General features: G+C 66.4%; 23 protein-coding genes. 16 read left to right on the forward strand and 7 right to left on the reverse strand.

The genetic code is table 11. From position 1 onward, the window contains the following. Window positions 1-140: 140 nt before the first annotated feature. Entirely contained in the window at window positions 141-1106 is a 966-nt protein-coding gene (locus tag LK542_RS06190; protein WP_227811212.1) for an N-acetylmuramoyl-L-alanine amidase-like domain-containing protein, read from the reverse strand. A gap of 269 nt (window positions 1107-1375) precedes the next feature. On the opposite strand from LK542_RS06190, the gene LK542_RS06195 reads away from it, so the two are divergent. The 7 genes from LK542_RS06195 (at window position 1376) to LK542_RS06225 (ending at window position 8122) form a co-directional block, all read left to right on the forward strand. After that, window positions 1376-4339, forward strand: coding sequence for a TonB-dependent receptor (locus LK542_RS06195; protein WP_227800942.1), 2964 nt, complete (start codon window positions 1376-1378; stop codon window positions 4337-4339). Between the two features lie 290 nt (window positions 4340-4629). Beyond that, window positions 4630-4791: a hypothetical protein gene (locus LK542_RS06200; protein ID WP_227800943.1), complete on the forward strand. Its 162-nt coding sequence runs from the start codon at window positions 4630-4632 to the stop codon at window positions 4789-4791. 44 nt (window positions 4792-4835) lie between these two features. Continuing rightward, on the forward strand, window positions 4836-5009 hold the full coding sequence (locus tag LK542_RS06205; protein ID WP_227800944.1) for a hypothetical protein: 174 nt from the start codon (window positions 4836-4838) through the stop codon (window positions 5007-5009). A gap of 177 nt (window positions 5010-5186) precedes the next feature. Further along, window positions 5187-5558, forward strand: coding sequence for a LiaI-LiaF-like domain-containing protein (locus LK542_RS06210; protein ID WP_227800945.1), 372 nt, complete (start codon window positions 5187-5189; stop codon window positions 5556-5558). Continuing rightward, window positions 5555-6304, forward strand: coding sequence for a LiaI-LiaF-like domain-containing protein (locus tag LK542_RS06215; protein WP_227811213.1), 750 nt, complete (start codon window positions 5555-5557; stop codon window positions 6302-6304). Before LK542_RS06210 ends, LK542_RS06215 begins: the two co-directional genes overlap by 4 nt. Window positions 6305-6317: 13 nt before the next feature. Beyond that, window positions 6318-7406 carry a histidine kinase gene (locus tag LK542_RS06220; protein ID WP_227811214.1) on the forward strand — a complete coding sequence of 363 codons (1089 nt, stop codon included), beginning with the start codon at window positions 6318-6320 and terminating at the stop codon, window positions 7404-7406. Continuing rightward, the gene (locus LK542_RS06225) at window positions 7394-8122 is read left to right on the forward strand and encodes a LytTR family DNA-binding domain-containing protein (protein ID WP_227800948.1); all 729 of its coding nucleotides are present in this window, start codon (window positions 7394-7396) and stop codon (window positions 8120-8122) included. The genes LK542_RS06220 and LK542_RS06225 overlap by 13 nt, the downstream gene beginning before the upstream one ends. On the opposite strand, the gene LK542_RS06230 is transcribed toward LK542_RS06225, so the two are convergent. From LK542_RS06230 to LK542_RS06240, 3 genes are all read right to left on the reverse strand, one after another. Next, on the reverse strand, window positions 8119-10371 hold the full coding sequence (locus tag LK542_RS06230; protein WP_227811215.1) for an ATP-dependent DNA helicase: 2253 nt from the start codon (window positions 10369-10371) through the stop codon (window positions 8119-8121). The genes LK542_RS06225 and LK542_RS06230 overlap by 4 nt on opposite strands. After that, complete coding sequence (locus tag LK542_RS06235) at window positions 10368-12023, reverse strand: VRR-NUC domain-containing protein (RefSeq protein WP_227811216.1); 1656 nt, start codon at window positions 12021-12023, stop codon at window positions 10368-10370. The genes LK542_RS06230 and LK542_RS06235 overlap by 4 nt, the downstream gene beginning before the upstream one ends. A gap of 98 nt (window positions 12024-12121) precedes the next feature. Continuing rightward, on the reverse strand, window positions 12122-12865 hold the full coding sequence (locus LK542_RS06240; RefSeq protein WP_227811217.1) for a hypothetical protein: 744 nt from the start codon (window positions 12863-12865) through the stop codon (window positions 12122-12124). A 92-nt stretch (window positions 12866-12957) separates the two neighbouring features. Between LK542_RS06240 and LK542_RS06245 the strand changes: the two genes are divergently transcribed. From LK542_RS06245 to LK542_RS06260, 4 genes are all read left to right on the forward strand, one after another. Next, window positions 12958-13800, forward strand: a complete 843-nt coding sequence (locus LK542_RS06245; protein WP_227811218.1) for a M15 family metallopeptidase — start codon at window positions 12958-12960, stop codon at window positions 13798-13800. Between the two features lie 97 nt (window positions 13801-13897). Then, window positions 13898-17647 (forward strand): type VI secretion system membrane subunit TssM, encoded by a 3750-nt coding sequence (gene tssM / locus LK542_RS06250; RefSeq protein ID WP_227811219.1) that lies wholly within the window; start codon window positions 13898-13900, stop codon window positions 17645-17647. After that, complete coding sequence (tagF, locus tag LK542_RS06255; protein ID WP_227811220.1) at window positions 17647-18612, forward strand: type VI secretion system-associated protein TagF; 966 nt, start codon at window positions 17647-17649, stop codon at window positions 18610-18612. Before tssM ends, tagF begins: the two co-directional genes overlap by 1 nt. Then, a complete protein-coding gene (locus LK542_RS06260) occupies window positions 18609-19361 on the forward strand; it encodes an OmpA family protein (RefSeq protein ID WP_227811221.1) in 753 nt (250 codons plus the stop codon). The genes tagF and LK542_RS06260 overlap by 4 nt, the downstream gene beginning before the upstream one ends. A gap of 98 nt (window positions 19362-19459) precedes the next feature. Here the strand turns inward: LK542_RS06260 and icmH are convergent, their stop codons facing one another. From icmH to tssJ, 3 genes are read right to left on the reverse strand one after another with little or no spacing between them, the layout of a single operon-like run. Continuing rightward, on the reverse strand, window positions 19460-20221 hold the full coding sequence (gene icmH / locus LK542_RS06265; protein ID WP_227811222.1) for a type IVB secretion system protein IcmH/DotU: 762 nt from the start codon (window positions 20219-20221) through the stop codon (window positions 19460-19462). Next, window positions 20218-21564, reverse strand: coding sequence for a type VI secretion system baseplate subunit TssK (gene tssK / locus LK542_RS06270; protein ID WP_227811223.1), 1347 nt, complete (start codon window positions 21562-21564; stop codon window positions 20218-20220). The genes icmH and tssK overlap by 4 nt, the downstream gene beginning before the upstream one ends. 52 nt (window positions 21565-21616) lie before the next feature. Beyond that, window positions 21617-22180, reverse strand: coding sequence for a type VI secretion system lipoprotein TssJ (tssJ, locus tag LK542_RS06275; protein ID WP_227811224.1), 564 nt, complete (start codon window positions 22178-22180; stop codon window positions 21617-21619). Window positions 22181-22376: 196 nt separating this feature from the next. Between tssJ and LK542_RS06280 the strand changes: the two genes are divergently transcribed. The 5 genes from LK542_RS06280 to tssE all read left to right on the forward strand — a co-directional run bounded on the left by LK542_RS06280 (window position 22377) and on the right by tssE (window position 26115). Further along, window positions 22377-22961, forward strand: coding sequence for a M48 family metallopeptidase (locus LK542_RS06280; protein ID WP_227811225.1), 585 nt, complete (start codon window positions 22377-22379; stop codon window positions 22959-22961). Between the two features lie 53 nt (window positions 22962-23014). Beyond that, window positions 23015-23527, forward strand: a complete 513-nt coding sequence (gene tssB, locus LK542_RS06285) for a type VI secretion system contractile sheath small subunit (protein WP_227811226.1) — start codon at window positions 23015-23017, stop codon at window positions 23525-23527. A gap of 1 nt (window position 23528) precedes the next feature. Next, complete coding sequence (gene tssC / locus LK542_RS06290; protein WP_227800961.1) at window positions 23529-25019, forward strand: type VI secretion system contractile sheath large subunit; 1491 nt, start codon at window positions 23529-23531, stop codon at window positions 25017-25019. Window positions 25020-25049: 30 nt separating this feature from the next. Continuing rightward, window positions 25050-25541, forward strand: a complete 492-nt coding sequence (locus tag LK542_RS06295) for a type VI secretion system tube protein Hcp (RefSeq protein ID WP_227800962.1) — start codon at window positions 25050-25052, stop codon at window positions 25539-25541. A gap of 100 nt (window positions 25542-25641) precedes the next feature. Further along, window positions 25642-26115 (forward strand): type VI secretion system baseplate subunit TssE, encoded by a 474-nt coding sequence (gene tssE / locus LK542_RS06300; protein WP_227811227.1) that lies wholly within the window; start codon window positions 25642-25644, stop codon window positions 26113-26115. The last annotated feature ends 15 nt before the right edge of the window (window positions 26116-26130 follow it).

Here is a 26130-nt window from a genome sequence, read left to right on the forward strand (position 1 = left end):
TTTCCATCGATTATTTAATTGATGAGCTAACCGGAACCGCGCCGCGCCGGGGGCGGGGAATAAAAGGGAGGGGGAATAAAAAACGCGCCGTCGATGCGGCGCGTGTGGAGGGGCGGATACCGGCCTGGCCGGCGGCGGGTTCAGGCTGCAGGCCGGCCCGGGCGCGGCTGCGGCGCCATCGGCGGCACCGTGATCTGTTCGTTCAGGCGCAGGAACTTGAAGCCGGCCAGCACCTGGCCCGGCTTGCCTTCGCGAGCGTTGCGCGCTTCGCGCTCCGCGGCGCGCGCGATGAAGGACGCAAACGTCTCTTCGCGCACCTGCGGCGCCTGCGAATGCAGCAGGCGGCGTTCGCCATTGGGGCCCAGTACCACCAGGCCGACGTGCGAGGCCCAGTATTCGCCGTTGCGGGTCGAGATCACGTTCACGAAATCGCCTTCCTGCAGCTGGCCGGCGATCGCCGCCACCGCGTCCTTGGCCACGTAGGCCTGGCGGCTGTTCTCGACCGGGATGTCGCGCACGGTATGGTGGCGGGTGCGCAGGAAGCGGGCGCGGTCCACCGTCATGGCATACGACGGTCCGTTCGGCCCGGCCAGTTCGGCGCTGACGTCGGTGACCAGCCAGCGGTTGGCCACGTTCCAGTCCATCTCGGTGTAGTGGTTGCGGGTAGCCACGCCGATCACGCCGTCGCGGTAGCGGATGCGCTGCAGCATCCAGAAGAATTCCTCCCAGGACTGCGACAGCGCCATCGCATAGGTGTGTTCCGCAAACACCACGCAGTCGCTTTCCTTCAGGCTGAACAGCGGCAGGTTGTCGTGCACTTCATACGGGAATTCACCCAGCAGGTGCAGGGAATAGGGCTGGCCAAGGTTCTTGCGCCCGATCGCAGCGATGCGCTTGCGCAGGTCTGGTTCGCTCGTCTGCATGTGGGCGATGTAGCGGCCCGCTTCCTGCGGCGTCATCTGGTACAGCGGCTTGTTCAGCACGGTGGCGAGCGGGATGTCGGCCGGCTGCGTGACGGGGGCGGGAGGCTGTGGGGACGTGGTGGCGCAGCCGGCAAGGGCGGCGCCGGCCAGCAGCAGGCTGACGAGACGGAGGGTGCTAGGCACGGCGGTAGGCATGGTCGGAATGGCACTCGTGACGGTGGAAGATAGCCCTCACGCTACTGCCGCGTGCGCGCGATAGGCCAATGAAATTATGTTTATTCCGTATAACTTTTGCAACAGCTGCATATGTACATTCCTGGAAGTTATATAGGCGCGAACACAAGTGATTATTCAGCAAGCCTGCATTTAATCAATACTCCGAGAATGGCAGCGATGGCGCCTGCCATCCCCAAGCTGCACATTAAAAGCTATAAAACACCAGGAGAGACTCTATGTTCAAGCAGAAGCCGCTCGCAGCGGCCGTTTCAATGGCGGTGTGGAGCCTCGCGGCCATGCCTGCGATGGCGCAGGATGCACCGTCCGGCCAGGTCCAGACCGTCGAAGTGACTGGTATCCGCGCCTCGATGGCGAAATCGCTGGCCGTCAAGCGCGACTCGTCCGCCAACGTTGAGGTGATCACCGCGGAAGACGTGGGCAAGATGCCGGACAAGAACCTGGCCGATTCGCTGCAGCGCCTCGCCGGCGTGGCCGTGCGTACCGACTACGACGAAGCCGAAAAAGTCGCCATGCGCGGCACCAACCCGGACCACACCCTGATTCTGTTCAACGGCCACACCGTTTCGGGCGGCGACTGGTACGTCGCCGACCAGCTGTCGAGCAGCCGTTCGACCAGCCTGTCGCTGATGCCGTCCTCCGTCCTGAATCAGGCCGTGGTTTACAAGACCTCGCAGGCCAACATCGTCGACGGCGGCATGGCCGGCACCATCAACGTCAGCACCCGCAAGCCGCTGGCCCAGAAAGAGCGCCTCACCGGCGTCGTCAACATCGGCGGCGTGTACTCGGAACTGCCTGGCAAGGCGGCGCACGACACCAATGCCTCGATGAACTGGAAGAACGAATCGAACACCTTCGGTTTCATCCTGCAGGGCTTCGCCGAAAAGCGCCACGTTCGCCGCGACTCGGCCTCGCGCTTCGCCTACGCGGGCGGTAGCGGCTGGGACGTGATCAACACCTCCACCATGCTGGGCATCACCGACGCGTCGCTGGCCGGCACCGGCTACAAGGCCTCGGATCTGAACGGCGTGCGCATTCCGGGTTCGATGAGCACGGAATTCGTTGAAGGCGTGCGTGACCGCAAGGGCGGTATGTTCTCGGCCCAGTTCAAGCCAAATGCGGATCTCGACATGACCCTGACGGGCTTCCATTCGGAGATGAAGGCGAATAACTTCGGCCGTCTGAATGCCGGCGCCATGTTCAGCATGCTTCGGGGCCAGGGCGGCGTGCAGGGCGCCGCCACGCCGACCGATTCGAACGGCCAGCGCGTCTATGCCCAAATCAAGAATCCGGTGATCGTGACCGAGCGCACCCTGTACGGCCACGAGCTGAAGGTGCTGAAGGCGGCTGACATCGTCTATCCGACGGGCACCACCCCACAGTACATCGGCGAGACCGAGGGCGCCTACCGCGACGGCGCCAAGGCTACCTCCGCCTTCCTCGACCTCGACGTCAAGTACCGCGTGAGCCAGGACCTGACCGTCAAGGGCCTGCTGTCGAGCACCAAGGGCGTCGGCCAGACCGCGCTCGACCAGGGCTTGACCTACACCCGCTATGGTACCGGTGTGCGCTACGCCCTGGGCGGCCTGCACGATGCGCCTTTCGTCCAGTATCTGGGCACCGGCCCCAACGTCCCGGGCCGTAACGCCGACGGCAGCGGCTTCGTGCTGACCGGGCGCGCCGCGTCGGGCGTGAAGACCACCGACAAGGAAAACAGCATCAACATCGATGCCGAGTACCGCCTCGATAACGCCTTGGTCAGGTCGCTCGAATTCGGTGCACGCCATGCCGATCACCGCCGCGACAGTGCGCGCCGCTTCCCGCAACTGCGCACCGCTAATCTGAACGACAATGCGCCGACTTCGGCGTCGAGCTTCATTCCCTATCCGTCGGACTTTGGCGCGGACCTGGACGGCCCGGCGGGCTGGGACAACACCAGCTGGACCCTGACGCCGGAAGCGATGAAGGCCTACTTCGCGGCCAACTACAAGCCGACGAACGCCGACTGGGAACGTCGCGTGTCGACCGAGCTCGATATGCGCGAGCGGCAGAGCGCCGCCTACATCATGGGTAACCTGGAAGGCGAACGCTGGTCCGGTAACCTCGGCCTGCGCTACGTGCGCACCAAGGTCAACGCTGCGGTGCCGTCGCCGATCCCGGTGGGCCTGTGCCCGCGTACCGAACCGGGCAAGCCAGCCACCACCTGCGCAGCGGTGCCGGGCGCGATCACCACCACCAGCGATGGCGTGCAGTACTACGACGGCGTGCCCTTCAACCCGCTGGCCGGCGTGATGTACTACAAGGAAGCGAAGGAAAGCACCTACGGCAATCTGCTGCCGAGCCTGAACATCCGCTACGAACTGGACAAGGACCAGATCCTGCGCTTCGGCGCCAGCAAGACCCTGTCGCGCCAGAACTACAACCTGCTCGGCGCCGGCTACGGCTCGCCGACCTGCACCGACGGTTTCTGCCAGGTCACAGGCCCGAATCCGAACCTGGATGCGCTGGTGTCGAAGAACCTGGACCTGTCCTACGCCTGGTACTTCGCACGCCGCTCGATGGTGGGCGTGAACCTGTTCGCGTCGAACATCGAAGGCTACGCCAAGACGGGTATCGCCGGCCAGGACGTGGTGCAGCTGCTCGACCCGCGCGACAACACCATCAAGAACTTCGCGGTCAACTCGGCCTCGACGCAGGATGCCCGCATCCGCGGCATCGAGCTGATCTACGAACAACCGTTCGGCAGCAGCCCGTTCGGCTTCACCTCGAACTTCAGCAAGTCGAAGACCAAAGTCGCGGATGGCCGTCCGATGGTGGGCGCGTCGGAATACGCTGCTAACCTGGGCGTGTACTTCGAGAACGACAAGCTGTCGGCACGCGTGGTCGCCAACTACCGCAGCGAGTACATCAACACCTCGACCGCGCCGGCGCCGAACGCGAACAGCCAGGGCCTGTCGACCATCAACGGCATCCTGATGCCGGTCGCACCGACCATGGCCGCACCGGTGACCACGCTGGCGTTCAACATGAGCTACAACCTCATGCCGAACCTGGTGCTGTCCTTTGATGCGACCAACTTGACCAACGTGAAGCGCGCCTACTATCGCTACAGCGAAGAAGAGCAGCAGAAGCTGGACGTCACCGGCCGCATCTTCTACCTGAACCTGAAGTACCGCTTCTAATTCCCGTGTAGATCCGTGTAAGGGGAGCTTCGGCTCCCCTTTTTCATGTTTGCTCGAGGCTGTTTTCCATGAGCGCCCGTTCCCTTGTAGGAGACGGCCTATCGAAAAATGTGCGGCACCTAACGGTGGCTATTGGACCCCATCGATAAGATGGAGTCGTCCGAGTGAGGCACCTGTGCGATAAACGCACGGCGCCAACAGCTCGACAGGTTAGCCGGTCGCCTCGAGGACCGGCACCAATTCCGGGCCGCTGCTCCGTGCAGAGGCCCCCAACGGTAGCGGAGGCCGCCATGTCCGAGATCAAGCATCCCCCCAAGCACCTGGTACGCGAATACCTCGAGCGCCGCGCGCGCGACAGTGCGCCGCCACCGACGCCGGAGGAAATCCGCCGCCAGCTCGGCTGGGGCATGCTGATGCCGTCCGATCTCAAGATGGGCAGCAACCGCTCCTAATCCCTCCGCGCCAGGACGGCGCGGCCACCACACAGGAGACGTTCATGACCAAGAGCATCGGCAACAAACACGAAGCACAACACCGCGGCAAGAAAGAGCGACTCGAGATCCGCCGCACCAACATCGCGCGCGAAGCCGTGAAGATGGCCGAGGCCCGCGCCAAATACCGCAACCAGGTCAAGGGCCGTCCGCAGATGGACCTGTCGGCATCGGCCTGATACGCGACCGCAGTCTGCCCAGCTGGCCCGCCTCCATGGCGGGCTTTTTTTTGCGCCGTCCGCCGAATTCTTCTCCATTCGCCGCTTCCCCGCCGCCATTCGCCGAAAGGCGCTTTCCCCGCAGCTTGCCCATCCGCTATCGTGTGTCCATACCAACCACACACGAGGAGTCACGCAATGCATACCGAAGACGCATACAGCGGGCGCAAACAGGCAGTCTGGGGCATCCTGATGATCGCCTTCGGCACGTTCTTCCTGCTCGACCGCATGGATTTCCTTGACGCCGAGACCTACTGGCATTACTGGCCGCTGGCGCTGGTCATCGTCGGCCTCACCCAGCTTGCCGGTTTTCCGAAGCCGCGCGACATCGGCAACGGCCTGTGGTCGATCTTCATCGGCCTGTGGCTGTACGCCTGCCTCGGACACGTGTACGGCCTGACTTTCCGCAACAGCTGGCCGCTGTTCATCCTGGCCTGGGGCGTCAAGCTGGTGTGCCAGCCCTTCATCGAACGCCGCCTGGCAGCCAATACCCCGGAGAGCAAGCAATGAGCAAGGAATTCCAGACCAAGGACGCTTATCCGTCCAAACCGCCGGTTCCAAAAAAACCGGTCAGCAGCCAGGTCGTGCTCGGCCTGCTGGTGATCCTGGCCGGGGTCCTGTTCCTGCTCGATAACCTGCACATCCTCGACCTGCACCGTGCGGTGTCGTTCTGGCCCGTGGTGTTCATCATCGTGGGCACGGTCAAGCTGCTGGACACCCAGACCCGCGGCGGCCAGATCCTGGGCGGCGTCTTCATCGCCGTGGGCGTCCTGATGATCCTGGACCGCCTGGACATCATCGACTTCAACGTGCACACCCTGTGGCCGCTGTTCTTCATCGGCTTCGGCCTCTACACGCTGTACAAGGCGCGCACCGGGCAGCGCCTGATCCAGATCGACGGCGTCAAGGACGAAAAGGACCTGGGCGGCAGCGGCGTGTTGAACGTCAACGCGATCCTGGGCGGCATCGAGCGGCGCGTGTTCACCCCGGATTTTCGCGGCGGCGAAGTCAGCGCGGTGATGGGCGGCTGCGACCTCGACCTGCGCAACTCCTCGATCCAGGGCGAAGCCGTGGTCACCGTGTTCGCCTTCTGGGGCGGCGTCACGCTGAAGGTGCCGCCCGACTGGACGGTGGTCCTGAACGGCACGCCGATCATGGGCGGCTTCGAGGAAAAGACCGCCATTCCGCCGGACGACAGCAAGCGCCTGATCGTGCGCGGCTACGCGATCATGGGTGGCGTCGAGGTGCGCAACTGATGGGGCGCACACGGTGAGCGGCGGGTTCTGGGCGCGGCGCAGCGTCGCGCTTTACCTGCTGGCCTGGCTGATGCTGGGCGTGCTGCTGGCGGGGCTGATCGTCGCCACCAGCGCGGCGTCCACAGCTGCCAGCCTGCTGTTCGCGCTGCCGCTCGCCCTGTTCTACGCCTGTGCCTGCGGCTTTTCCGCCTACTACCTGTGCCGTGCCTACCCGCTGGCGCAGCGCAGGCTGCGTGCGGTCCTGACAGTGTTCCTGTTCAGCGGCTTGAGCGCAGCGCTGCTGTGGTGCGCGGCGGGCAGCGCCTGGGCCGCCCTGTGCCGGCTGCTGCTGGGACAGGAGGGCGCCGTCATCTTCAACCGTCCGTTCGCGGCGGTGATGCTCGGGATCGGGGTGCTGCTGTACTGGATGACCGCGGTGGCGCACTACCTGGCGCTCGAATTCGAGCGGGCGCGCCGCGCCGAGACCCGCGAACTGGAATCGCGCCTGCTGGCCCAGGACGCCGAACTGCGCATGCTGCGCACCCAGATCGATCCGCACTTCCTGTTCAACAGCCTGAATTCGATCAGCGCCCTGACCGCGATCGACGCCGGCCGGGCCCGCGACATGACCTTGCAGCTGGCCGGTTTCTTTCGCCAGACCCTGGGTCTGGAAGCGCACCGCAAGGTGAGCCTGGGCGAGGAGCTCGCCCTGGTCGAATGCTTCCTGGCGATCGAACAGGTGCGCTTTGGGCCGCGCCTGGCCTTCGCCCGCGAGGTGGGCGAGGACGCCAGGGAGTGCCTGCTGCCGCCGATGATCCTGCAGCCGCTCGTGGAGAACGCGGTCAAGCACGGGATTGGCCAGCTGCTCGATGGCGGTATGATTCGTATTGACGCCGAGCGTACCGGTTCGCTGCTGCGTATCCGGGTCGGGAACGACGCCGATCCGGACGGGGCGGGCGCGCAGGGCGAAGGCCGGGGCATCGGCCTGGTGAACGTACGCCAGCGCCTGGCGGCGGCCTACGGCAGGGAAGCCAGCGTGCACTGGGCACGCGAGAACAACACATTCTGGGTGCAGCTGGTGCTGCCCGCGGAGACGGAAAGAGACCTGAGATGCGAGTACTGATCGTCGACGACGAACACCTGGCGCGCGCGCTGCTGCGCGAATACCTGGCCGCCCATGCCGACATCGAGATCGTGGGCGAATGCGCCAACGGTTTCGAGGCGGTCAAGGCGATCGGCGAACTCGATCCCGAGCTGGTCTTCCTCGACATCCAGATGCCCAAGCTCGACGGCTTCGAGGTGGTCGAACTGGCGGGCGCCAAGCCGCACTATGTCTTCGCCACCGCCTACGACCAGTACGCCCTCAAGGCCTTCGAGGTGCATGCGATCGACTACCTGCTCAAGCCCTTCAGCCGCGAACGGCTGGCCCAGGCGCTCGATCATGCCAGGGCCCGCCGGCCGCAGGAAGGGCAGGTGGAAGCACTGGTGAGCGAGGCGGCGCAGCGGCGTGGCTACCTCGAACGCGTCCTGATCAAGGATGGCGCGCGTGTGCACGTGGTGCCGGCATCGACCATCGATTACATCGAGGCGCAGGACGACTACGTGCAGGTGACGGCGGCGGGCAAGGCTCATCTGAAGCACCAGCGCATGGCGGAACTGGAAAGCCAGCTCGACCCGCAGGTGTTCATCCGCATCCACCGTTCCTACATCGTCAACGTGGGCGCGATCGCCCGCATCGAGCCAAGCAGCAAGGACAACTACTGCGCCGTGCTGAAGGACGGAACCAAACTGCCGATCAGCCGCAGCGGTTACCAGAAGGTGCGCGAGCTGATGCGCTAGGCCGTGGCTGCGTCCACCTTCCACCAGGCCGGCAACAGGGCCCGCACGTCCGGGCGGCTGAAACGGTCATCGATCAGCCACACCACGCCACGGTCGGTTTCGGTGCGGATCACGCGGCCGGCCGCCTGCACCACCTTCTGCATACCGGGATACAGGTAGGTGTAGTCGTAGCCGGCCCCGAACATGGCTCCCATGCGCTCGCGCAGCTGCTCGTTGACCGGATTCACCTGCGGCAGTCCGAGCGTGGCGACGAAAGCGCCGATCAGGCGCTCGCCCGGCAGGTCGATGCCTTCGCCGAAGGAGCCGCCCAGCACCGCGAAGCCCACACCCTGGCCCCCTGGCGTGAAGCGATCGAGGAAGGCGTTGCGCTCCGCCTCGCTCATGCGCCGTTCCTGGCGCCAGGCCGGCACGTCCGGGTGACGCGCCTCCAGCTGGGCCAGCACCTGTTCCATGTAGTCGAAGCTGCTGAAGAAGGCCAGGTAGTTGCCGGGACGCTTGCGGTACTGGCTTGCTACCAGGTCGGCGATCGGCGCCAGCGAAGCAGCGCGGTGCTGGTAGCGGGTCGAGATGCCACCCGCGATGTGCACTTCCAGCTGGCTGGCACTGAAGGGCGAGGCGACGTCGGCCCAGGCGGTGTCCGGCGGCATGCCGAGCAGGTCGCAGAAATAGTGCCAGGGGCTGAGCGTGGCCGAGAACAGGGTGACCGAGCGCGCCAGCGCGAAGCGCGGCGCCAGGAAAGGCGCCGGCACCACGTTGCGGATGCTGATGATGGAATCCCTTACCCCGGCGCGCGTCAGGTCGCACAGCGAATGCTCGCCAAAGGATTCGGCCAGGCGCAGGAAGGCCAGGGCATCGAAGTGAAAGCGCTGCAGTTCGGGGTCGAGCGGTCCCGGGAATTCGGCCAGGAAGTCGTTGACGGTGCTGGTGGCGTTCTGCAACGCGTCGAGCAGCTTGCCCGGCACTTCCGGCAGCACCTGGTAGGGCGCGGGCGCCTCCTTGTCGACGCCGGTCCAGGCGCGCCCGACCCGCTCCAGCGCCTTCTTCACGATTTCCGGCGCCTCGGCGCGCGCGGCGCGAAGAAGCGTGCGGTCCAGCTCCACGCTGTACATCGAACGGGCACGCGAGACCATGTTGTGGGCTTCGTCGACCAGCACGCTGGCGCGCCAGCCGTTGGCCAGCGCCAGCGCGTACAGCATGGCGCCGCCGTCGAAATAATAGTTGTAGTCGCCGACCACCACGTCGGCCCAGCGCGCCATCTCGCTGCCCAGGTAATAGGGGCAGACATCGTGGGCCAGGCCCACCTCGCGCAGGGCTTCGCGGTCGAGCAGCGCCACCTGCGCTGCGGCGGCGCGTGCTGCGGGGAGGCGGTCGTAGAAACCTTTCGCGAGCGGGCAGGCGTCGCCCTGGCAGGCCTTGTCGGGATGTTCGCAGGCCTTGTCGCGCGCGGTCAGTTCCAGCACACGCATCGGGATCGTGGTGCCGGCGCCCAGGCTGGTGCAGGCGTTCAGCGCCAGGCGCCGCCCAGGCGTCTTGGCGGCCAGGAAGAAGACCTTGTCGAGCTGCGCCGAGGGCATGGCCTTCAGGACCGGGAACAGGCTGCCGACGGTCTTGCCGATGCCGGTCGGCGCCTGGGCCAGCAGGCAGCGCCCGCGGGTAGCGGCGCGGTAGATGTTTTCCGCCAGCTGGCGCTGGCCGGGTCGGAACTCGGCATGCGGGAAGCGCAGGTTGGCGAGGGCGCCGTCGCGCGTCGCGCGGTGCGCTGCTTCCTGGGCGGCCCAGGCCGAGAAGCGCTCGCACAAGCCGACGAACAGCGCGGCCAGCGCTGCCGCATCCTGCGTCTCGCGCAGCACGGTTTCCTGGCCGCTGCCGATCTCGTAATAGACCAGGGCCAGGTTGACGCTTTCCAGCCCGAGCTGGCGGCACAGCAGGTGGCCGTAGACCCGCACCTGCGCCCAGTGCAGGTGGCGGTGGTTGTCGGGAATGGTGCTGAACTTGCCGCGGTAGGTCTTGATCTCTTCGATCAGGTTGTCGTCCGGATCGTAGCCGTCGGCGCGCCCGCGCACGTGCAAGTCTCCCCAGCTGCCTTCGAGCGCCACCTCGGCGCGGTAGTTCTCGCCGCGCCGCCCCTGCACGACGGCATGCCCGGCAATGCCTTCCTGAGCGGTGGGCGAGGGCGTGAAGCGCAGGTCGAGGTCGCCCTGCTTGGCGGTGAACTCGCACAGCGCGCGCACCGCGACGCTATAGGTCAAGCCGCCTGCTCCCACTGGAGGTAGCACACCGCCACCGGCATGCCGTGGGCGGCGCAGTAATCGATCCAGCGCAGCTGGTTGTCCTGCAGGCGGTCGCCCGGACCCTTCACCTCGATCATGGTGTAGCGGCCCTCGTTCGGCCAGAACTGGATCAGGTCTGGGAAGCCCGTGTGGTTGGCCTTCACGTCGGCCAGGATGCGCTCGCACCACTTGCGCAGGTGGGCGGCCGGGATGCAGGCCAGCGCCAGCTCCAGCAGTTCTTCGGTGAGGGCGCCCCAGTACACGAAGGGCGAGGAAATGCCGGCCTTTTCCTGGTAATTGCGGCGGATGGTGTCACGATAGCGGCCGTCGTCCAGCTCGGCCAGGCAGGCCGCGAATTCGGCCGTGCGGCGCTGGTGGAAGTCCGGGCTGTTCAGGTCGGCCGGGCCGCGGTGGAAGGGGTGGAAGAACGCGCCCGGGATGGCCGCGAACACGGCGCGCCAGCACAGCAGGCCGAACAGGGAATTGGCCAGCGCATTCTCGACGTAGAACACGGGGGCGTCCTCGCGCGCCAGGTGCTCGCGCACCACGCCTTCGACCCACCAGTCGCCGCCCGGCATCGGCAGGCACAGGTCGAGGCGCTCGACGGCGGCGGCGCGCCGCGCCGGCAGCCGCGCGTGGCCCAGGCGGCGCGCCAGGCGTGGCCCGATGCGCGACAGGTGCTGGCGCTCGGCTTCGCTCTCGGGCGCGGCCTGGGCCAGCTGGTACAGGGCGTAGGCGTCGTCGAAGCGCTCGTGCTTTTCCAGTACCCTGATCGCCCGTCCGCGCGCACCGGGGAAGCGGCAGCCGGTGTACACGGCGTGCGCATTGTCCCAGTCCTTCAGTTTTTCAAAACCCTGGCCGATCTGGAACAGCAGCTTTTCGCGCCGGCTGACCAGCCAGTCGTTGTCGAAGACATGCGAGGGCAGGTCGCGCAGCACCTCGTCGAGGGCTTCGCCGGCGTAGAAGCGTTCCTTGCAGTCGTGCAGGCGCAGGTAGTGTTCGACGTCGGCGCGCGAGCGGAAGCCGCGCGAGGCTTGGGAGAGTTCGACCTGCTCGAAGCGGAACATGCCGAGGTCGGACAGCACGAACTCGGTCCAGTCCTGGTGCAGGTTGCCGAAGAAGATCAGGCGCAGCCGGTCGCACAGCGGCTTGACCAGGATGCGCAAGGCGAGGTCGCCGCACTTGGGGTGCCACTGCGAGAACGGCTGGCCGTCAAGGCACGCGGGGCGCAGGGCTTCCAGCTGGTCGCCCTTGCGTGCGTTCTTTTGCTGCAGCGTGGCCAGCTGTGGACCGAAGGCCTCGGCGATCTCGGGCTTGGACAGCAGCTCGAACAGTTCGTCGAGCGAAACCACGGGATCGGCCTCGACCCAGCCGGTGCCTAGCAGGTGGCTGGAGGCCTCGACCGGGCAGCCGATTTCCGCATAAATGAGTTTGCTGGCCCGGAACAGGTGCCCCTTGCGCATGACCATCCGGACGAACAGCGCGCGTGCATTCTGCGGTAGCGCGGGGAAGGCTTCGATGAAAGCAAGCTCCTCGTCGACCAGCAGGTCGCGGTAACGCTCGCCGATCCAGTCGAGGACGCGCTGGAAGTTATCCAGATAATAAAACTCGTTTTCCAGTACCCTGATCATGTCGTGACGCTACCTGTGCTTATGTACAGTATAGCGCCACCGAGCATTTGCAACCCAGCAGTATCGCGATTTTTACGGGCCTTGCGGACTTTTCGCCACTACTGGCGTGGCGGACGGGCCTGGCAGTTGTCATTCGGGCACAGCAGCTCAGTCATCTGCGAGTTCTGCGGCGCATGCCCGTTGGCATGCACGATGACGGCCGAGATCAGCGCGACGTCGGCATCCACCGCCGGCTCGCCGGGTTTGGCCGGGGGCGCGCTGCGCGGGGCTTTTGGCGCCGCGGGCCTGGGGGCGCTTTTGGCGGCCAGCACAGGCTTGGGTCTGGGCGCCGGCGCGGCCTTCGCTTCGACCGGGGCGACGACAGCCGGGCGCGGAGCGGGCGCGCTACGGGCCGCCGCTTGCGGCGATGTCGCGGCCGGGACGGGCACGCGCACCGGCGCGGCCTTGTCCTGTGCGGACTTGAGCAGGCGCAGCGGCGGCACGGCGTCGGAAGCCGGCGCCTGGTCGACGATGACGGCCGCTTGCGGTGATCGCACCTCGGGAGGGGCCATGGCGACCTGCAGCAGGGCCGGTGTGTTTGGCGTCGGCAGGTCGGAAGATTTGACGGCCTCGGCCAGCACCGCGTCCTGCACGTCCGGCCGGCGGTCGTCGTTGTTGGCGGCCAGCCACACCAGCGCCCCGGTCAGGCTGAGCGCCAGCAGGGCACTGGCGCCATACCACACCAGCCGTGGGCCGGATGATGTGCGGGCGCCACGCTTGCGCGCCGGCTCGCGTTCGAGCATCGCCAGGATGCTGTCCTCGCCGGACGTGCTGCGTCGCGGCGACATCAGGTTCGGACGCATGGACGGGGATTGATTTTCGTCTGTAGGCCGCACGGCATTACTCCTAAGATTGGTTCTCTTAATTCTGATTAGAAACAATCTTGGGGGAAGCGATGCTGATTTTTCTCGCCCTTCTGTACTTTTGTCTGGCGACTGCTGCAATCTGGCTGGCGCTGTTCCCGTCCGGCCGCGCCGTACTGGCGCGCGCGCTGTTCCTGCTGCGCCAGCGCTTTGCCCAGCGCGCGCTCGGCTGGCAGATCGCCGGCACGCGCTATGCGGGCGCGGTGCGCGGCGAGATCCCGCGCGACATCCGCGGCAGCATCCTGCGCTTCGTCGGGCGCCACCGCATCGCCTGTGCGATCGGCGTGCCGGCCATCCTGATTCCCTCGCTGCTGGCGCTGGCCCTGAGCAGCCCGGCCATGCTGCCCGTGTACGAGAGCGAAACCACGGTTCCGGACGCCCAGGTGGCGGCCCTGCTGCAGGGCGAGCGCCTGGTGCCGCCGGTGGCGCTGCCGCCGATGGCCTTTACCACGGCGGAAGTCGAACTGGTGCGACCGATGCTGGTGAGCGCCAGCCGCAACTGGGGCCTGCTGCATCCGGACTTCAGCCAGCGCCTGCTGCTCGCCTTCAAAATCATGAAAGAAAAGCACGGCTACGAAATGGCGCTGCTGGAAGGCTACCGCAGCCCGGCGCGCCAGGACGAGCTGGCCAAGGCCGGCAGCCACGTCACCAATGCGCGCGCCTTCCAGAGCTGGCACCAGTATGGCCTGGCCGCCGACTGCGCGTTCTGGCGCGACGGCAAGCTGGTAATCTCGGAAAAAGACCCCTGGGCCATGCGCGGCTACCAGCTGTACGGCGAAGTGGCTGAATCGCTCGGCCTGACCTGGGGCGGGCGCTGGAAGATGATGGATTTTGGCCACACTGAACTCCGCCTGCGCGGCGTCATGCGGCGCTGAGCTCGGTCCAAGGCTTGCGCCGTCGCAAATGTTGCCCAGCGGCCCCGTGCGAGCATTTCCTTTAGAACATTCCCATAAACTAAACTCCGCTCCCGCCATGGCACGAATCTGGCAGTTACTGACCGACAGCCGCGTGCTGGTCGCGATCGGCATCGCCGCGCTTGCGGCTTGCCTCTTCATTGGCGCCGACATCCTCGGCATCGACCCCGTCTGGGTCCCCATCGTCGGCCTGCTCCTGCTTGCCTGTTGGGGCGTGTGGTGGGCGGTGCGGCGCCACATCCGCGGACGCATGGCCAGGCAGCTGGGCGAGGCCATCATCCCGGGCGAAGACCAGACCGCCGGCGGCGAGATGGCGGTCCTGCGCAAGAACATGCTGGAGGCGGTCGCCACCATCAAGACGTCCAAGCTGGGCCTGACGCGGGGCGCGGCGGCGCTCTACGAACTGCCCTGGTACATGATCATCGGGAACCCGGCGGCGGGCAAGAGCAGCGCCATCGCCCGCTCCGGGCTGACCTTCCCGATCCCCGGCAACAAGGCGCTGCAGGGCGTGGGCGGCACCCGGAACTGCGACTGGTTCTTCACCACCGACGGCATCCTGCTCGATACGGCCGGCCGCTATTCGGTGCAGGACGACGACCGCGCCGAGTGGTTCAGCTTCCTCGACCTGCTGAAAAAACACCGGAGCAAGGCGCCCATCAACGGCATCCTGATCGCGGTCAGCGTGGCCGAACTGGTGGCCGGGCCGACCAGCGCCTCGCACGAGCTGGCCAAGAGCCTGCGCACCCGGGTGCAGGAACTGACCGAGCGCCTCGGCGTGCATGCGCCGGTCTATGTGGTCTTCACCAAGGCCGACCTGGTGGCCGGCTTCACCGACTTCTTCGCCGACACCGAGCGTACGGAGCGCGACCGCATCTGGGGCGCCACGCTGCGCTACAACCGCCGCAGCGCGCCGCAGGACGTGCTGGGCTTCTTCGACGAGCATTTCGACGAACTGTACGACGGCCTGAAGGAGATGAGCCTGGCGAGCATGGGCGCCAACCGCAGCACCCACATGCGGCCCGGCGTGTTCACCTTCCCGCTGGAGTTTGCGGCCATCAAGACGCCGCTGCGTGCTTTTCTGTCGACCCTGTTCGAAGAAAACACTTACCAGTTCAAGCCCGTGTTCCGCGGCTTCTACTTCACCAGCGCGCTGCAGGAAGGCAGCGTGCAGGACCTGTCGAGCAAGCGCGTGGCAAGCCGTTTCGACCTGGCGCTGCGCGAGCAGAAGGGTGGCGAGGTGGCCGAGCAGTCCGGCTACTTCCTGCTCGACCTGTTCCGCAAGGTGATCTTCGCCGACAAGGAACTGGTCAAGCGCTATACCAATCCGAGCACGGCGCGATGGAAGGTGGCGGCCTTCTTCGGGGCCACCATCCTGTTAGGCGCCGCGCTGGGCGGCTGGAGCTGGTCCTACATGGGCAACCGCCAGCTGGTGGCCAACGTGCAGACGGACCTGGACAAGGTGGCCAGGCTGCAGGCCGGACGCGGCGACCTGCAGTCGCGCCTGGAAGCGCTGGACATCCTGCAGGACCGCATCGAGCAGCTCGACAAGTACCACCAGGAGACGCCGTGGGCGCTGGGCTTCGGCCTGTACCAGGGCGAGGCGCTGGAGCGCAAGCTGCGCGACGAGTATTTTGCCGGCGTGCGTGCGGTGATGGTGGAACCGGTCACTGCCGCGCTGGAAACCATGCTGGCTGAAGTCAACGCCAACGCGGCCCAGCTCACGCCAGCAGGTGGGCCGATCTCCGCGCCCGATTCGGCCGCGGCGCAGGCAACGGCGCCTTCCCAGACGAGTGGCCAGTACCAGAGCGTCTCTGCCACCAGCGTGGCCGACGCCTACAACGCCCTCAAGACCTACCTCATGTTAGGCGACAAGACCCGCGCCGAGCCCGGCCACCTGAACGACCAGCTGACCCGCTACTGGCGCACCTGGCTGGAAGCGAACCGCGGCAACATGCCGCGCGAGCAGATGATCCGCAGCGCGGAGCGCCTCTTGACCTTCCACCTGTCGCAGGTTCAGGACCCGGCCTGGCCCCAGATGACGCTCAAACTCAGCCTGCTGGACAGCACCCGTGAGCACCTGCGCCGCGTGGTGCGCGGCACCGCGGCGCGCGAACGCGTCTACAACGACATCAAGACCCGCGCCGCGACCCGCTTCCCGGCGGTGACGGTGGCGCGCATCGTGGGCGAAGGCGATAGCGGCCTGGTGGCGGGCAGCCATGCGGTTTCCGGCGCCTTCACCCGCCAGGCCTGGAAGGACTACGTGCTGGGCGCCATCCGCGACGCCTCCAGCAGCGAAACCCAGAGCGACGACTGGGTGCTGAAGACCGCGTCGAAGAACGACCTGACCCTGGAAGGCAGCCCGGAACAGATCCAGAAGGCGCTGATCGACTTGTACAAGGCCGAGTATGCGCGCGAGTGGCTGAAGTTCGTGCAGGGTGTGTCGATCGCCGACCTGAAGGGCTTCGACGGCAGCGTGCAGGCCATGAACCGCCTGGGCGACCCGCAATCCTCTCCGATCGCCAAGCTGCTGCGCATGATCCACGACGAGACCGTGTGGGACAACCCGGGCGCGGCCGGCGCGGGCCTGTCCAAGACCGAGCGGACCTTCGCCGAGTGGTTCAAGGAAGTCATCCTGCGCCGCGCGCCGTCGGATGCGCGCACGCTGGCCAATGCGGTCGATCCCGCGACCCTGCTCGGCGCCCAGGGGGCGGGCCCGATCGGGCGCGAGTTCGCCGGCGTGGCGCGCCTGGTTGGGGTCAAGGAAAAGGACGCGTCCCTGATGACCGGCTACCTGGATGCGCTCTCCAGACTGCGCACCCGCCTGAACGCCCTGAAGAACCAGGGCGACCCGGGCCCCGGCGCCAAGCAGTTCATGCAGCAGACCCTGGAAGGCAATGGCTCCGAACTGGCCGACGCGCTGCGCTACGTGGACGAGCAGATGCTGACCGGGATGAGCGACAGCCAGAAGGCGGCCCTGCGCCCGTTGCTGGTGCGCCCCTTGACCCAGACCTTCGCGATGATCGTGCTGCCCTCGGAGGCCGAGATCAACAAGACCTGGCAGGTGCAGGTGGTCGAACCCTTCCAGCGCACCCTGGCTGGCAAGTACCCGTTCGCTGCCGCCAGCGTCGAAGCCACGCCTGGCGAGATCGGCCAGATCTTCGGGCCGGACGGCGAGGTCGCCAAGTTCGTCAATACCGCCATGGGCCCGCTGGTGGTGCGCCGTGGCGACGTGCTGTCGGCGCGCACCTGGGCCGACATCGGCATCACGCTCGCGCCCCAGGCGGTGAGCGGCTTCCCGGGCTGGATCGCCCCGCTGTCGTCGAAAGGCGTGGCTTCCGGCAGCGGCCCGCAGACCGTGTTCCAGATCCTGCCGCAGGCCGCGCCTGGCACCCTCGAGTACACGCTCGACATCGACGGCCAGCAGCTGCGCTACAAGAACACGGCCGCCAGCTGGACCAACATGGTGCATCCGGGACCGCAGGGCATGGCCGGCGTGCGCATCAGCGCCGTCACCTTCGACGGCCGCAGCGTCGAACTGCTCAACGAACCGGGGCAGGCCGGCCTGAAACGCATGATCGATGCGGCCCAGAAAAAGAAAAAGGATGGCGGCGTGTTCGAGCTGCGCTGGAGCTCAGGCAACGTCGTGGTGACGGTGGACCTGAAGATCGTCAGCAGCGCGTCGGCTAACGGCAGCGGCGAGCAAAGCCAGGGCTTCCGCGGCCTGCGCCTGCCGACCACCATCGTCGGCCGCGCCCCCGACAGCCCGCCCGGCCAGCCCGCCCTGGCCAGCGTGAACGGAGGCCAGTGATGCGCGGCCCCGCTTCGGAACGGATCGGCTACTTCGGCAAGGTCCCGGCGCGCGCCGATTTCGTCAAGCTGGCCGATGACCCGGCCGCCATCGCGATGCTTGACCGCTGGCTGGCCCAGGTCATGACCCAGCTGGCCGAGGACGCGCGCTGGCGCATCAACTACGACGCCATGCCGCCGGTCAGCTTCGCCCTGGTCGGCCCGGCGCGCCGCCACGCGATCGCCGGCCACCTGCTGGCCAGCCACGACCAGTCCGGGCGGCGCTTCCCCTTTCTCGCCGCGCGCACCCATGCGGTGGCGGACCCGGTCGCGTTCGTGACGCGCTGCCCGCTCGCCTTTGCGCCGCTGTGGACTTTTTTGGAGTCGCGCTGCCCGCGCGTGCTGTGCGAGGCCGATCCAACGCCACACCTGGCGGCGATCGCCGACGCCACCGTGGCGCTGGGCGAAGCCGAGCCGACCCTGTCGCAGCTGCTGGCCAACGGCACCGTCGGTTCGCTCGGGACGCTGCTGGGAGAGCGCCAGTTCGCGCGCATGGTGCTGGCGCTCGGCCTGCTGCTGCAGCCGGTGATGCACTCCCAGCCGGCCGAACTGCATAAAAGCCTGGTGCTGCCGCTGCCGAACGACGCCGCCGCGCGCTACGCGGTGGCCGCGTTCTGGCTGCAGCTGGTCGCGCCCTTCCTGCGCCGTGCGAGCTTCGACCTGGCGATCTTCATCACGCGCCAGGAGGGCCGCCCGGTACTGGTGGTGGGCTTCTGCGCGGCGCTGGCCGAGACCCTGCGCGCCCTGGTCGACCCCCTGGTCGGCGCCGAGCAACAGGTGCGCCTCACCGACACCGGCTGGATCGACGAGCAGCTCTACATCGACCTCGATGTGCGCTCGCTGGCCAGCTACCTGGCCCAGTCCGACCTGCCGCTCGGCCTGGCGCGCGACATGTTCATGAAGACCTTCATCGGAGCCCAGACGTGAAACCTTCCGCCTTCATCGCCCTGGTCCTGCTGGCAGGCGCCGCCCATGCCCAGCAGGAGCCGCCGGTCGTCGTCAGCGGCACCGTCGCCGACGAAGCCACCCGGGTCGCGCTGCTGGACCGCCTGCGCAACGTCTACGGCGCCGGACGCGTGGTCGACCAGCTCGCCGTCGGCACCGTGGCGGCGCCGGCCAACTGGAACGACTATGTGGCCCGGCTCATCAACCCGAACCTGAAGCTCATCAAGGGCGGCCAGCTCAAGGTCGACGGCAACAACGTCAGCCTGCGCGGCGACGTCGCCAACGAAGAACAGCGCCAGAAAATCGCCGGCGACATCGCGGCCGGCCTGAATCCGACCTATACCGTCAACAACGGTCTGCGGGTCACGGTGTCGCAGCAGGGCGTGCTGGACGCGGCGCTGGCCAACCGGATCATTGAGTTCGAGTCGGGCAAGGCGACCCTGACCGAGGCCGGCATGGCGGTGCTTAACCAGATGAGCGAGGCGATGCAGAAGATCAAGGGCGTGAAGGTCGAGGTGATCGGGCATACCGACAACGCGGGTTCGCGCGCGGGCAACCTGTCGCTGAGCCAGGCGCGGGCGGAGGCGGTGAAGACCTACATCGTCGGGAAAGGGATCGCGCCCGAGACGATCGCGGTCTCGGGGGAAGGGCCGGATCGGCCGGTTGCCGACAACCGCACGCCGGAGGGGAAGGCGCGGAACCGGCGGATCGAGTTCAAGGTGATTCAGTAGGTCTGCTTGCAAAATTGGATCCCGGCCTGCGCCGGGATGACGGTCTTACGGCCAACAATGCCAGATGCGTCGTCCCGGCGCAGGCCGGGACCCAAGTTCTAAGGAAGCGTAATCGTCACATGCGCCGCCTTCGGCGGCAGCTTCACCAGGTCGTTGTACGCGGCCAGCTGCGTCTCCGTCTCTTTGGATAACGCCGTCCGGAATCCCAGGTAAGCCCCCAGCCCCGCCACCATGAACACGGCGCCCAGCACCCACAGCGACAAATCGCTCTGCAACCGGTTGACCACCTGGTCCGGGCGATCGGCGTGCGGGGCGAAGCCGCGGGTGCGGCCGCGCATGCGGGCGATCTCGTCGCCCAGGCGCGCTACCAGGTAATCGAGCTTGTCGCGGCCGTCGAGGGCGTAGCGGCCCTGGAAGCCAAGCAGCAGGCACATATGGAAGACTTCCAGCGCCTCGACGTGCATCTGGCCCTTGGCGCGCAGGTCTTCTAAGCGGTGGAAGAAGTGCTCGCCCGCCAGCTGGTCGCCGAACACGCGCAGCTGCAGCGGGCGTGTCTCCCAGGCTTCGCGCACTTCAAACGTCGAACGCAGGATGATCTCGTCCACCGCCGAGCAGAATGCGTACTTGGCGGCGGTCACGTCCTCGGCAGAGATGCCGAGCGCCTTGGCGTTGCGGTCGACGTCGGCCAGGAAGCCCGTCATGTTGTCGGAGAAGGCCACCTTGTCCTGCGGTCCGCAGCCGTTCTTCAGCAGGAACAGCGCATAGAAGCCTTCGTACATGATGTCCACCAGGCGCTGCGGCGGACGTTCGACCTTCTGGCCGGGCTGGGGCGCGACGCGCCGTTCGACGAAGGCGCTCATGCGGCCACCGCAATCAGTTCGAGGCGCAGGTCGCGGATCCCGTTCGGGACGTAGATCGAGATCGCCTGCGATTTCAGCATCGTTTCATACAGCATGCCACGGTTCTCCAGGATGAAGTAATAGGTATCGGGCCGCACCGGCACCGCCGCCGGCACCTGCGGGGCGTGCACTAGCTTCACGCCGGGCAGGGCCGACAGCACGAACTTGTCGACGTCTTCCGGCGCGCCCACCTTGAACTGCAGCGGCACCACGTCCACCAGCTGCAGCGCCGGCATGTCGGCCGACACCGCGAGGTAGAGCGTGGTCTGCAGATTGATGCGGCCCGAGTCGAGGGCGCCCAGGTAGTAGGAGGGGCGCTCGCGGTTCAGGACGATCGTGAAGTAACGCGACGAGATCACGGTGTCGAGCAGGTCGCGGATGATGCCGTCCAGGCGCGCGAACTGCGGGCCCGGATCGGCGTGCACGTAGGACGGCAGGTCTTCCAGCCGGTAGCTGCGCGAATAGGTCATCAGGCCGCCGGCCAGGGCCAGCAGCTCGCCGAACAGGCGCTCCGGATGCAGGTCGCGGTGGCCCAGGTAGTGCGACAGGGCGGCGTAGCCGGTGCTGGCCGTGTGCAGCAGCCAGAAGGCCGAGACGTCGCCGCCACGGATCTCGATCACGTTCTTGCTCGGCTCGCGCATGTGGCCGTACAGGGCGTTGACCTTGGCCAGCAGCTTTTCCATCAGCCGCGCCAGGTTCAGGTGCAGGCCGGGCGCGGCGTCGATCGACAGGCTGGGAGGAACGAATGCGGGATCCGCCTCGAAGCCTCCGGTGGGCACGCGCCGCAGCCGCACCAGCGGAAAGCTGTCGTAGGCTTCCAGCGGCTCGGTGTCGGCCACCAGCCGCAGCGCCTTGCGCAGGTAGGTGATCGGGGCCTCGGCCGCGCGCGTGTACAGGTCCTGGGTCTCGCGCTCGTGACTGGAAAAGCGCGCGTCCGGCGGCGTATCGCTTTCCGGCGCATGGTTCTCGCCCCAGGCCTTCAGGGCGGGGAGGGCGGCGTGGAAGGTAACAGTTTGAAGGCCGGCCGGCAGTTCGCCCAGGCGCACCTGCAGCGGCAGCGGGTCGCCGTCCGGGGCGCGATAGACGTCGCCGTCGGGGAACAGCACCGACAGTTCCTCGATGCGCAGCACGTCGTGGCGCAGGGCGTCGAAGTCGACCACCAGCTTGCGCACGCCCCAGGCATAGGGGTGCAGCGCCAGAGCGGTCTGGTTCAGGCGCGCCTCGTGGTAGCGGTCCTGCTGCTGGAAATGCTGGGGTCGCAGGAACAGTCCCTCGCCCCACAATAGCTTCGCTGGCATGCTCATCGACTTGGCTCCGGCTCCAGAAATTCCTAGCTTGGCGGAAACAACGACGGGTTCATTGACAGCGCACAGAAGAAAGCATCGATGTCCCGGAACTGCCGCCCGCGGTGAGTGCACACGCGTGCAGGCCCAGCGTCAAGCCCTTGCTTTCCGCATCTGCGGCGGCCACCACCATGCGCCATCGCTGTTCGGCCGGGCGCTGAAACAGCGCGACCACGGCCAGGTGGCTGGCTTCGCGGCTGACCTTTTCGACCACTTCGTAGCGCTGGCCCGGCACCAGCATGATTTCGCGTACCTCGACCAGGTCCGCCCCCAGGCTGTCGCGTTCTGCCTGCGGGTTCAGGAAAGCGGAGTAGGGCGCCTGTTCGAAGGCTTCGACGCGGCGCAGCTTGTACAGGCGCACCGCCAGCGCGATCGGCTGGCCGCGCTTGTCGAGATTGAGCTTGTGCGAGGCGTGCAGGCGGAGGGCCACCGTGCGCGGCGGCTTCTGGGCGTCCGGCAGTTCGGACGGCTTGCGCAAACCGGTCGCCTCCAGGGCTTTGCCGGCGATGCCGTTACTGCCGCAGCCGGCTGCCAGACAGGCGACAGCGAGCGCCGCCAGGCACGAAATTGTTCTCATCGCCATTTCCTTTACTCATCGTTTGCCAGCACAAGCACGGATTGAAACCCAGCGGCGTGCGCCTGCTGTGATCCCGCGCAAGCGCAAGGCGTCAACGTGGCAAAGAAAGCGAACTCGGCTTTGATTGACAGTGCGCAACTTCCGCAAAAGGCGCTTGCGAATAATGGTGGCTGGTTTAACTGTCGTGGAGAGCCACATGTACAAACGCTTGATGCCGTTGATCGTGGGAGTCGTCGCCCTGGCCGGGTGCGCCAGCGGCCCACAAAGCGGGGCGGGCAGGTCGACCGCCGCCGCGGGGGAGCAAGTCTTTACCGAAGCCGATAAGGCGATCGCTTCGAAACAGGAAGAGAAGGCCTACGCCATGCTCAAGGCCGCGGGCGAGGCGCACCCGGTCGACAAGCGGCCCTGGGTGAAGATGGCGCAGATCCGCTTCAATGCCGGCGTCTACGGCGAGGCAATCACCAATGCCCAGGAGGCCCTGGAGCGTGACCCGGACGACGCCGTGGCGCACAGCATCGTCGCCGTCAGCGGCCTGCGCGTGGCCAGCAAGTCGCTGTCCGACCTGACCCGCAAGAACAACCTGAATGGCGACGTGAAGAGCGAGGCGCAGGATCTGGCCAAGCTGCTACGCACCAGCCTGGGTGAGGACAGGCTGTTCAAGGCGAATGACACGCCGAAGGCCCAGCCACGGCCGAGACCCGCGTCCACCGCGTCTGCTGCCCCAGCGGCTCCTTCAAAGCCCGCTAGCAGCGACAAGGATCCTTTCGCAGGCCTGAAATAAACCGCGCGGCCGGCGCCGCCGGCTGTTCCCATCCCCCGCAACCTGGAGTCGACATGGCCAAGAGTGAAAGCGTGCAGAAACGCTTGCAAAAGGTGCGCGCGCCGCGCGTGCAGATGACGTACGACGTCGAGATCGGCGACGCCATCGAAAACAAGGAGCTGCCCTTCGTGGTCGGCGTGGTGGGCGACTTCGGGAACGACCCGTCGCAGGAAAAGAAGCGCCTGAAGGACAAGAAGTTCGTCAACGTCGACGCCGCCAACTTCGACGAGGTGCTGGGCGCGGTGGCGCCGACCGTCAACTTCCGGGTCGACAACCACCTGTCGCCGGAAGGCGGCCAGTTCGCGGTGCAGCTGCAGTTCAAGGAGATGGATGACTTCCGTCCCGAGTCGGTGGTGCGCCAGGTGGCGCCGCTGAGCGGCCTGCTGGAGGCGCGCACCAAGCTGGCCGACCTGCGCAACAAGCTGGCCGGGAACGACAAGCTGGAAGACATCCTCAGCGAAGTGCTGGGCAATACCGAAAAGCTGGCGAGCCTGAAGAAGCAGGGCAAACCGGAAGGGGAGGCATGAGATGGCGGCAGTCCTCGATACCGCAAGCAAGGCCGCACCGGCAGTCGAACTCGATGCTTCGCTGCTCGACCAGATCGTCGAGCAGAGCCGCGTCGCCAAGTCCACCAGCGAACACGAACGCGCACGCGACATCATCTCGGAACTCGTGACCCAGGTGATGCAGGGCACGATGGTCATGTCGAACAACCTCTCAGCCATGATCGATGCGCGCCTGGCGGAGCTGGACAGGATGATTTCGGACCAGCTGTCTGCCGTGATGCACGCCCCCGAATTCCAGAAGCTCGAGCGCAGCTGGACCGGCCTGAATTACCTGGTCAAGAACAGCGCGACCAGTGCCAACCTGCAGATCCGCATGCTCAACGCCAGCAAGCGCGAGCTGGTGAAGGACTTCCAGTCTGCGCTGGAATTCGACCAGAGCAGCATGTTCAAGAAGGTCTATGAAGAAGAATTCGGCACCTTCGGCGGCGCCCCCTACGGCACCCTGATCGGCGACTTCGAGATCTCGCGCCAGCCCGAAGACATCTATTTTCTGGAGCAGATGTCGCACGTGGCGGCAGCCAGCCACGCTCCCTTCATTACCTCGGCCGGTCCGGAGCTGTTCGGCATCGAGAGCTTCGGCGACCTGGGCAAGCCACGCGACCTGGCCAAGGTCTTCGACACCGTCGAATACGCCAAGTGGAAAGCCTTCCGCGAATCCGAAGACGCGCGCTACGTCGGCCTGACCCTGCCGCGCTTCCTCGGCCGCCTGCCCTACCACCCGGCCGACGGCATGAGCACCGAGGGCTTCAATTTTGTCGAGGACGTGGACGGCAGCGACCACCAGAAGTACCTGTGGTGCAACGCCGCCTATGCCTTCGGTTCCAAGCTGACCAAGGCCTTCGAGGACTACGGCTGGTGTGCGGCGATCCGCGGCGTCGAGGGCGGGGGCCTGGTGGAGAACCTGCCGGCCCACACCTTCAAGACCGACGAGGGCGAGGTGGCGCTCAAGTGCCCGACCGAGCTGGCCATCACCGACCGCCGCGAGAAGGAATTGTCGGACCTCGGCTTCATCTCCCTGGTGCACTGCAAGAACACCTCGTACGCGGCCTTCTTCGGCGCCCAGTCGGCCCAGAAGGCCAAGAAGTACGCCAACGAGGCCGCCAACGCAAATGCCGTGCTGTCCTCGCAGCTGCAGTACATCTTCGCGGTGTCGCGCATCGCCCATTACATGAAGGCCATGATGCGCGACAAGATCGGCAGCTTCGCGGCGGCGTCCAATGTGGAGGACTACCTGAACCGCTGGCTGACCCAGTACGTGCTCCTCGACGACAACGCGAGCCAGGACCAGAAGGCCCAGTTCCCGCTGCGCGAGGCCAGCGTGCAGGTGTCCGAAGTGCCGGGCCGTCCGGGCGTCTACCGCGCGGTGTCCTTCCTGCGTCCGCATTTCCAGCTCGACGAGCTGTCCGTTTCGCTCCGACTGGTCGCGGAGCTGCCGCAGTCGACCAATGGCTAATCAGCTTTCTCAACCTGAATGGAGTAGAACATGGCAATTGACGTTTACCTGCAGATCGACGGGATCAAGGGCGAATCGATGGACGACAAGCACAAGGACTGGATCGAGTGCGTCTCCGTGGAGTGGGGCGTGAAGCAGCCGCGTTCCGCCACCGCCTCGACCAGCGGCGGCCACACCGCCGAGCGTTGCGAGCACGAAGAGATCAAGCTCAAGAAACTGGCCGACCTGTCCTCGCCGATCCTGCTGCAGACCTGCTCGGCCGGCAAGACGATCCCGAAGGCCAAGCTGGAATTCATGCGCGCCGACGGCCAGGGCGATCGGGTGAAGTACTTCGAGATCGAACTGGAAAACGTCCTGATCGGCGCCGTCGAGCCGAGCGTGAAGGAAGGCAGCATCATCCAGGAAGAAGTGGGCCTGAAGTTCTCGAAGATCAAGTGGAAGTACACCCAGCAGAAGATCGGCGGCGGCACGGGTGGCAACACTTCGGGCGGCTGGGACCTGGCCGCCAACAAGATCGTCTGAACATCGCCTGACAGACAGCTTGCGCCTTCGCGCGGCGCACGCGGCCATGCCGCGGCGTCGCGCGTTTTTTCTTCCATTCCCTGCAACCGGCGGAGGCAACATGAAGGGCATCAAGCCCGGCCTGCTGGACCGTCTGATGGACGAACGCCCGGAGGCCAGTGCCGGCAGCGCCTGCACCAGCGAGCAGCTCAAGGACAGCGTGGCGCGCGACCTGGAAGCGCTGCTCAACACGCGCCTGGCCTTCGATCCGGCCATCCTGAACGCCTACCCGGAAGCGCGCGGCTCGCTCCTGCACTATGGTCTGGCGGATTTCGCCGGCTACTGCCTCACCAGCAGCATCGACCGCGCCGCCGTCTGCGCCAGCATCCAGGACGCGATCGAAGCCCACGAACCACGCCTGCGCGAGGTCAGCGCCACGCTCGACCTCGCGCCGGGCAGCGTCAACCGCCTCAGTTTCATCATCCACGCCCGGCTGGCCCTGCCTGACTGCGCCGAGCCGGTCCACTTCAACGCGGTGCTGCAGCCTTCGTCGCTGCACTACGCCGTCAAGCGCAATGTCCGCCAGCGCAGCTAGCCGCTGGCGGCCGAC

It is taken from the genome of Massilia sp. IC2-477, assembly GCF_020707265.1.
Taxonomy (GTDB): Bacteria; Pseudomonadota; Gammaproteobacteria; order Burkholderiales; family Burkholderiaceae_D; genus Telluria.

What these genes read in the sequence shown, in the direction of transcription:
- LK542_RS06195 (WP_227800942.1), top strand. Translation starts at nt 1,376, where the DNA reads ATGTTCAAGCAGAAGCCGCTCGCAGCGGCCGTTTCAATGGCGGTGTGG.
- LK542_RS06200 (WP_227800943.1), top strand. Translation starts at nt 4,630, where the DNA reads ATGTCCGAGATCAAGCATCCCCCCAAGCACCTGGTACGCGAATACCTC.
- LK542_RS06205 (WP_227800944.1), top strand. Translation starts at nt 4,836, where the DNA reads ATGACCAAGAGCATCGGCAACAAACACGAAGCACAACACCGCGGCAAG.
- LK542_RS06210 (WP_227800945.1), top strand. Translation starts at nt 5,187, where the DNA reads ATGCATACCGAAGACGCATACAGCGGGCGCAAACAGGCAGTCTGGGGC.
- LK542_RS06215 (WP_227811213.1), top strand. Translation starts at nt 5,555, where the DNA reads ATGAGCAAGGAATTCCAGACCAAGGACGCTTATCCGTCCAAACCGCCG.
- LK542_RS06225 (WP_227800948.1), top strand. Translation starts at nt 7,394, where the DNA reads ATGCGAGTACTGATCGTCGACGACGAACACCTGGCGCGCGCGCTGCTG.
- LK542_RS06235 (WP_227811216.1), bottom strand. Translation starts at nt 12,023, where the DNA reads ATGATCAGGGTACTGGAAAACGAGTTTTATTATCTGGATAACTTCCAG.
- LK542_RS06240 (WP_227811217.1), bottom strand. Translation starts at nt 12,865, where the DNA reads ATGCGTCCGAACCTGATGTCGCCGCGACGCAGCACGTCCGGCGAGGAC.
- LK542_RS06245 (WP_227811218.1), top strand. Translation starts at nt 12,958, where the DNA reads ATGCTGATTTTTCTCGCCCTTCTGTACTTTTGTCTGGCGACTGCTGCA.
- tssM (WP_227811219.1), top strand. Translation starts at nt 13,898, where the DNA reads ATGGCACGAATCTGGCAGTTACTGACCGACAGCCGCGTGCTGGTCGCG.
- tagF (WP_227811220.1), top strand. Translation starts at nt 17,647, where the DNA reads ATGCGCGGCCCCGCTTCGGAACGGATCGGCTACTTCGGCAAGGTCCCG.
- icmH (WP_227811222.1), bottom strand. Translation starts at nt 20,221, where the DNA reads ATGAGCGCCTTCGTCGAACGGCGCGTCGCGCCCCAGCCCGGCCAGAAG.
- tssK (WP_227811223.1), bottom strand. Translation starts at nt 21,564, where the DNA reads ATGAGCATGCCAGCGAAGCTATTGTGGGGCGAGGGACTGTTCCTGCGA.
- tssJ (WP_227811224.1), bottom strand. Translation starts at nt 22,180, where the DNA reads ATGAGAACAATTTCGTGCCTGGCGGCGCTCGCTGTCGCCTGTCTGGCA.
- LK542_RS06280 (WP_227811225.1), top strand. Translation starts at nt 22,377, where the DNA reads ATGTACAAACGCTTGATGCCGTTGATCGTGGGAGTCGTCGCCCTGGCC.
- tssB (WP_227811226.1), top strand. Translation starts at nt 23,015, where the DNA reads ATGGCCAAGAGTGAAAGCGTGCAGAAACGCTTGCAAAAGGTGCGCGCG.
- tssC (WP_227800961.1), top strand. Translation starts at nt 23,529, where the DNA reads ATGGCGGCAGTCCTCGATACCGCAAGCAAGGCCGCACCGGCAGTCGAA.
- LK542_RS06295 (WP_227800962.1), top strand. Translation starts at nt 25,050, where the DNA reads ATGGCAATTGACGTTTACCTGCAGATCGACGGGATCAAGGGCGAATCG.
- tssE (WP_227811227.1), top strand. Translation starts at nt 25,642, where the DNA reads ATGAAGGGCATCAAGCCCGGCCTGCTGGACCGTCTGATGGACGAACGC.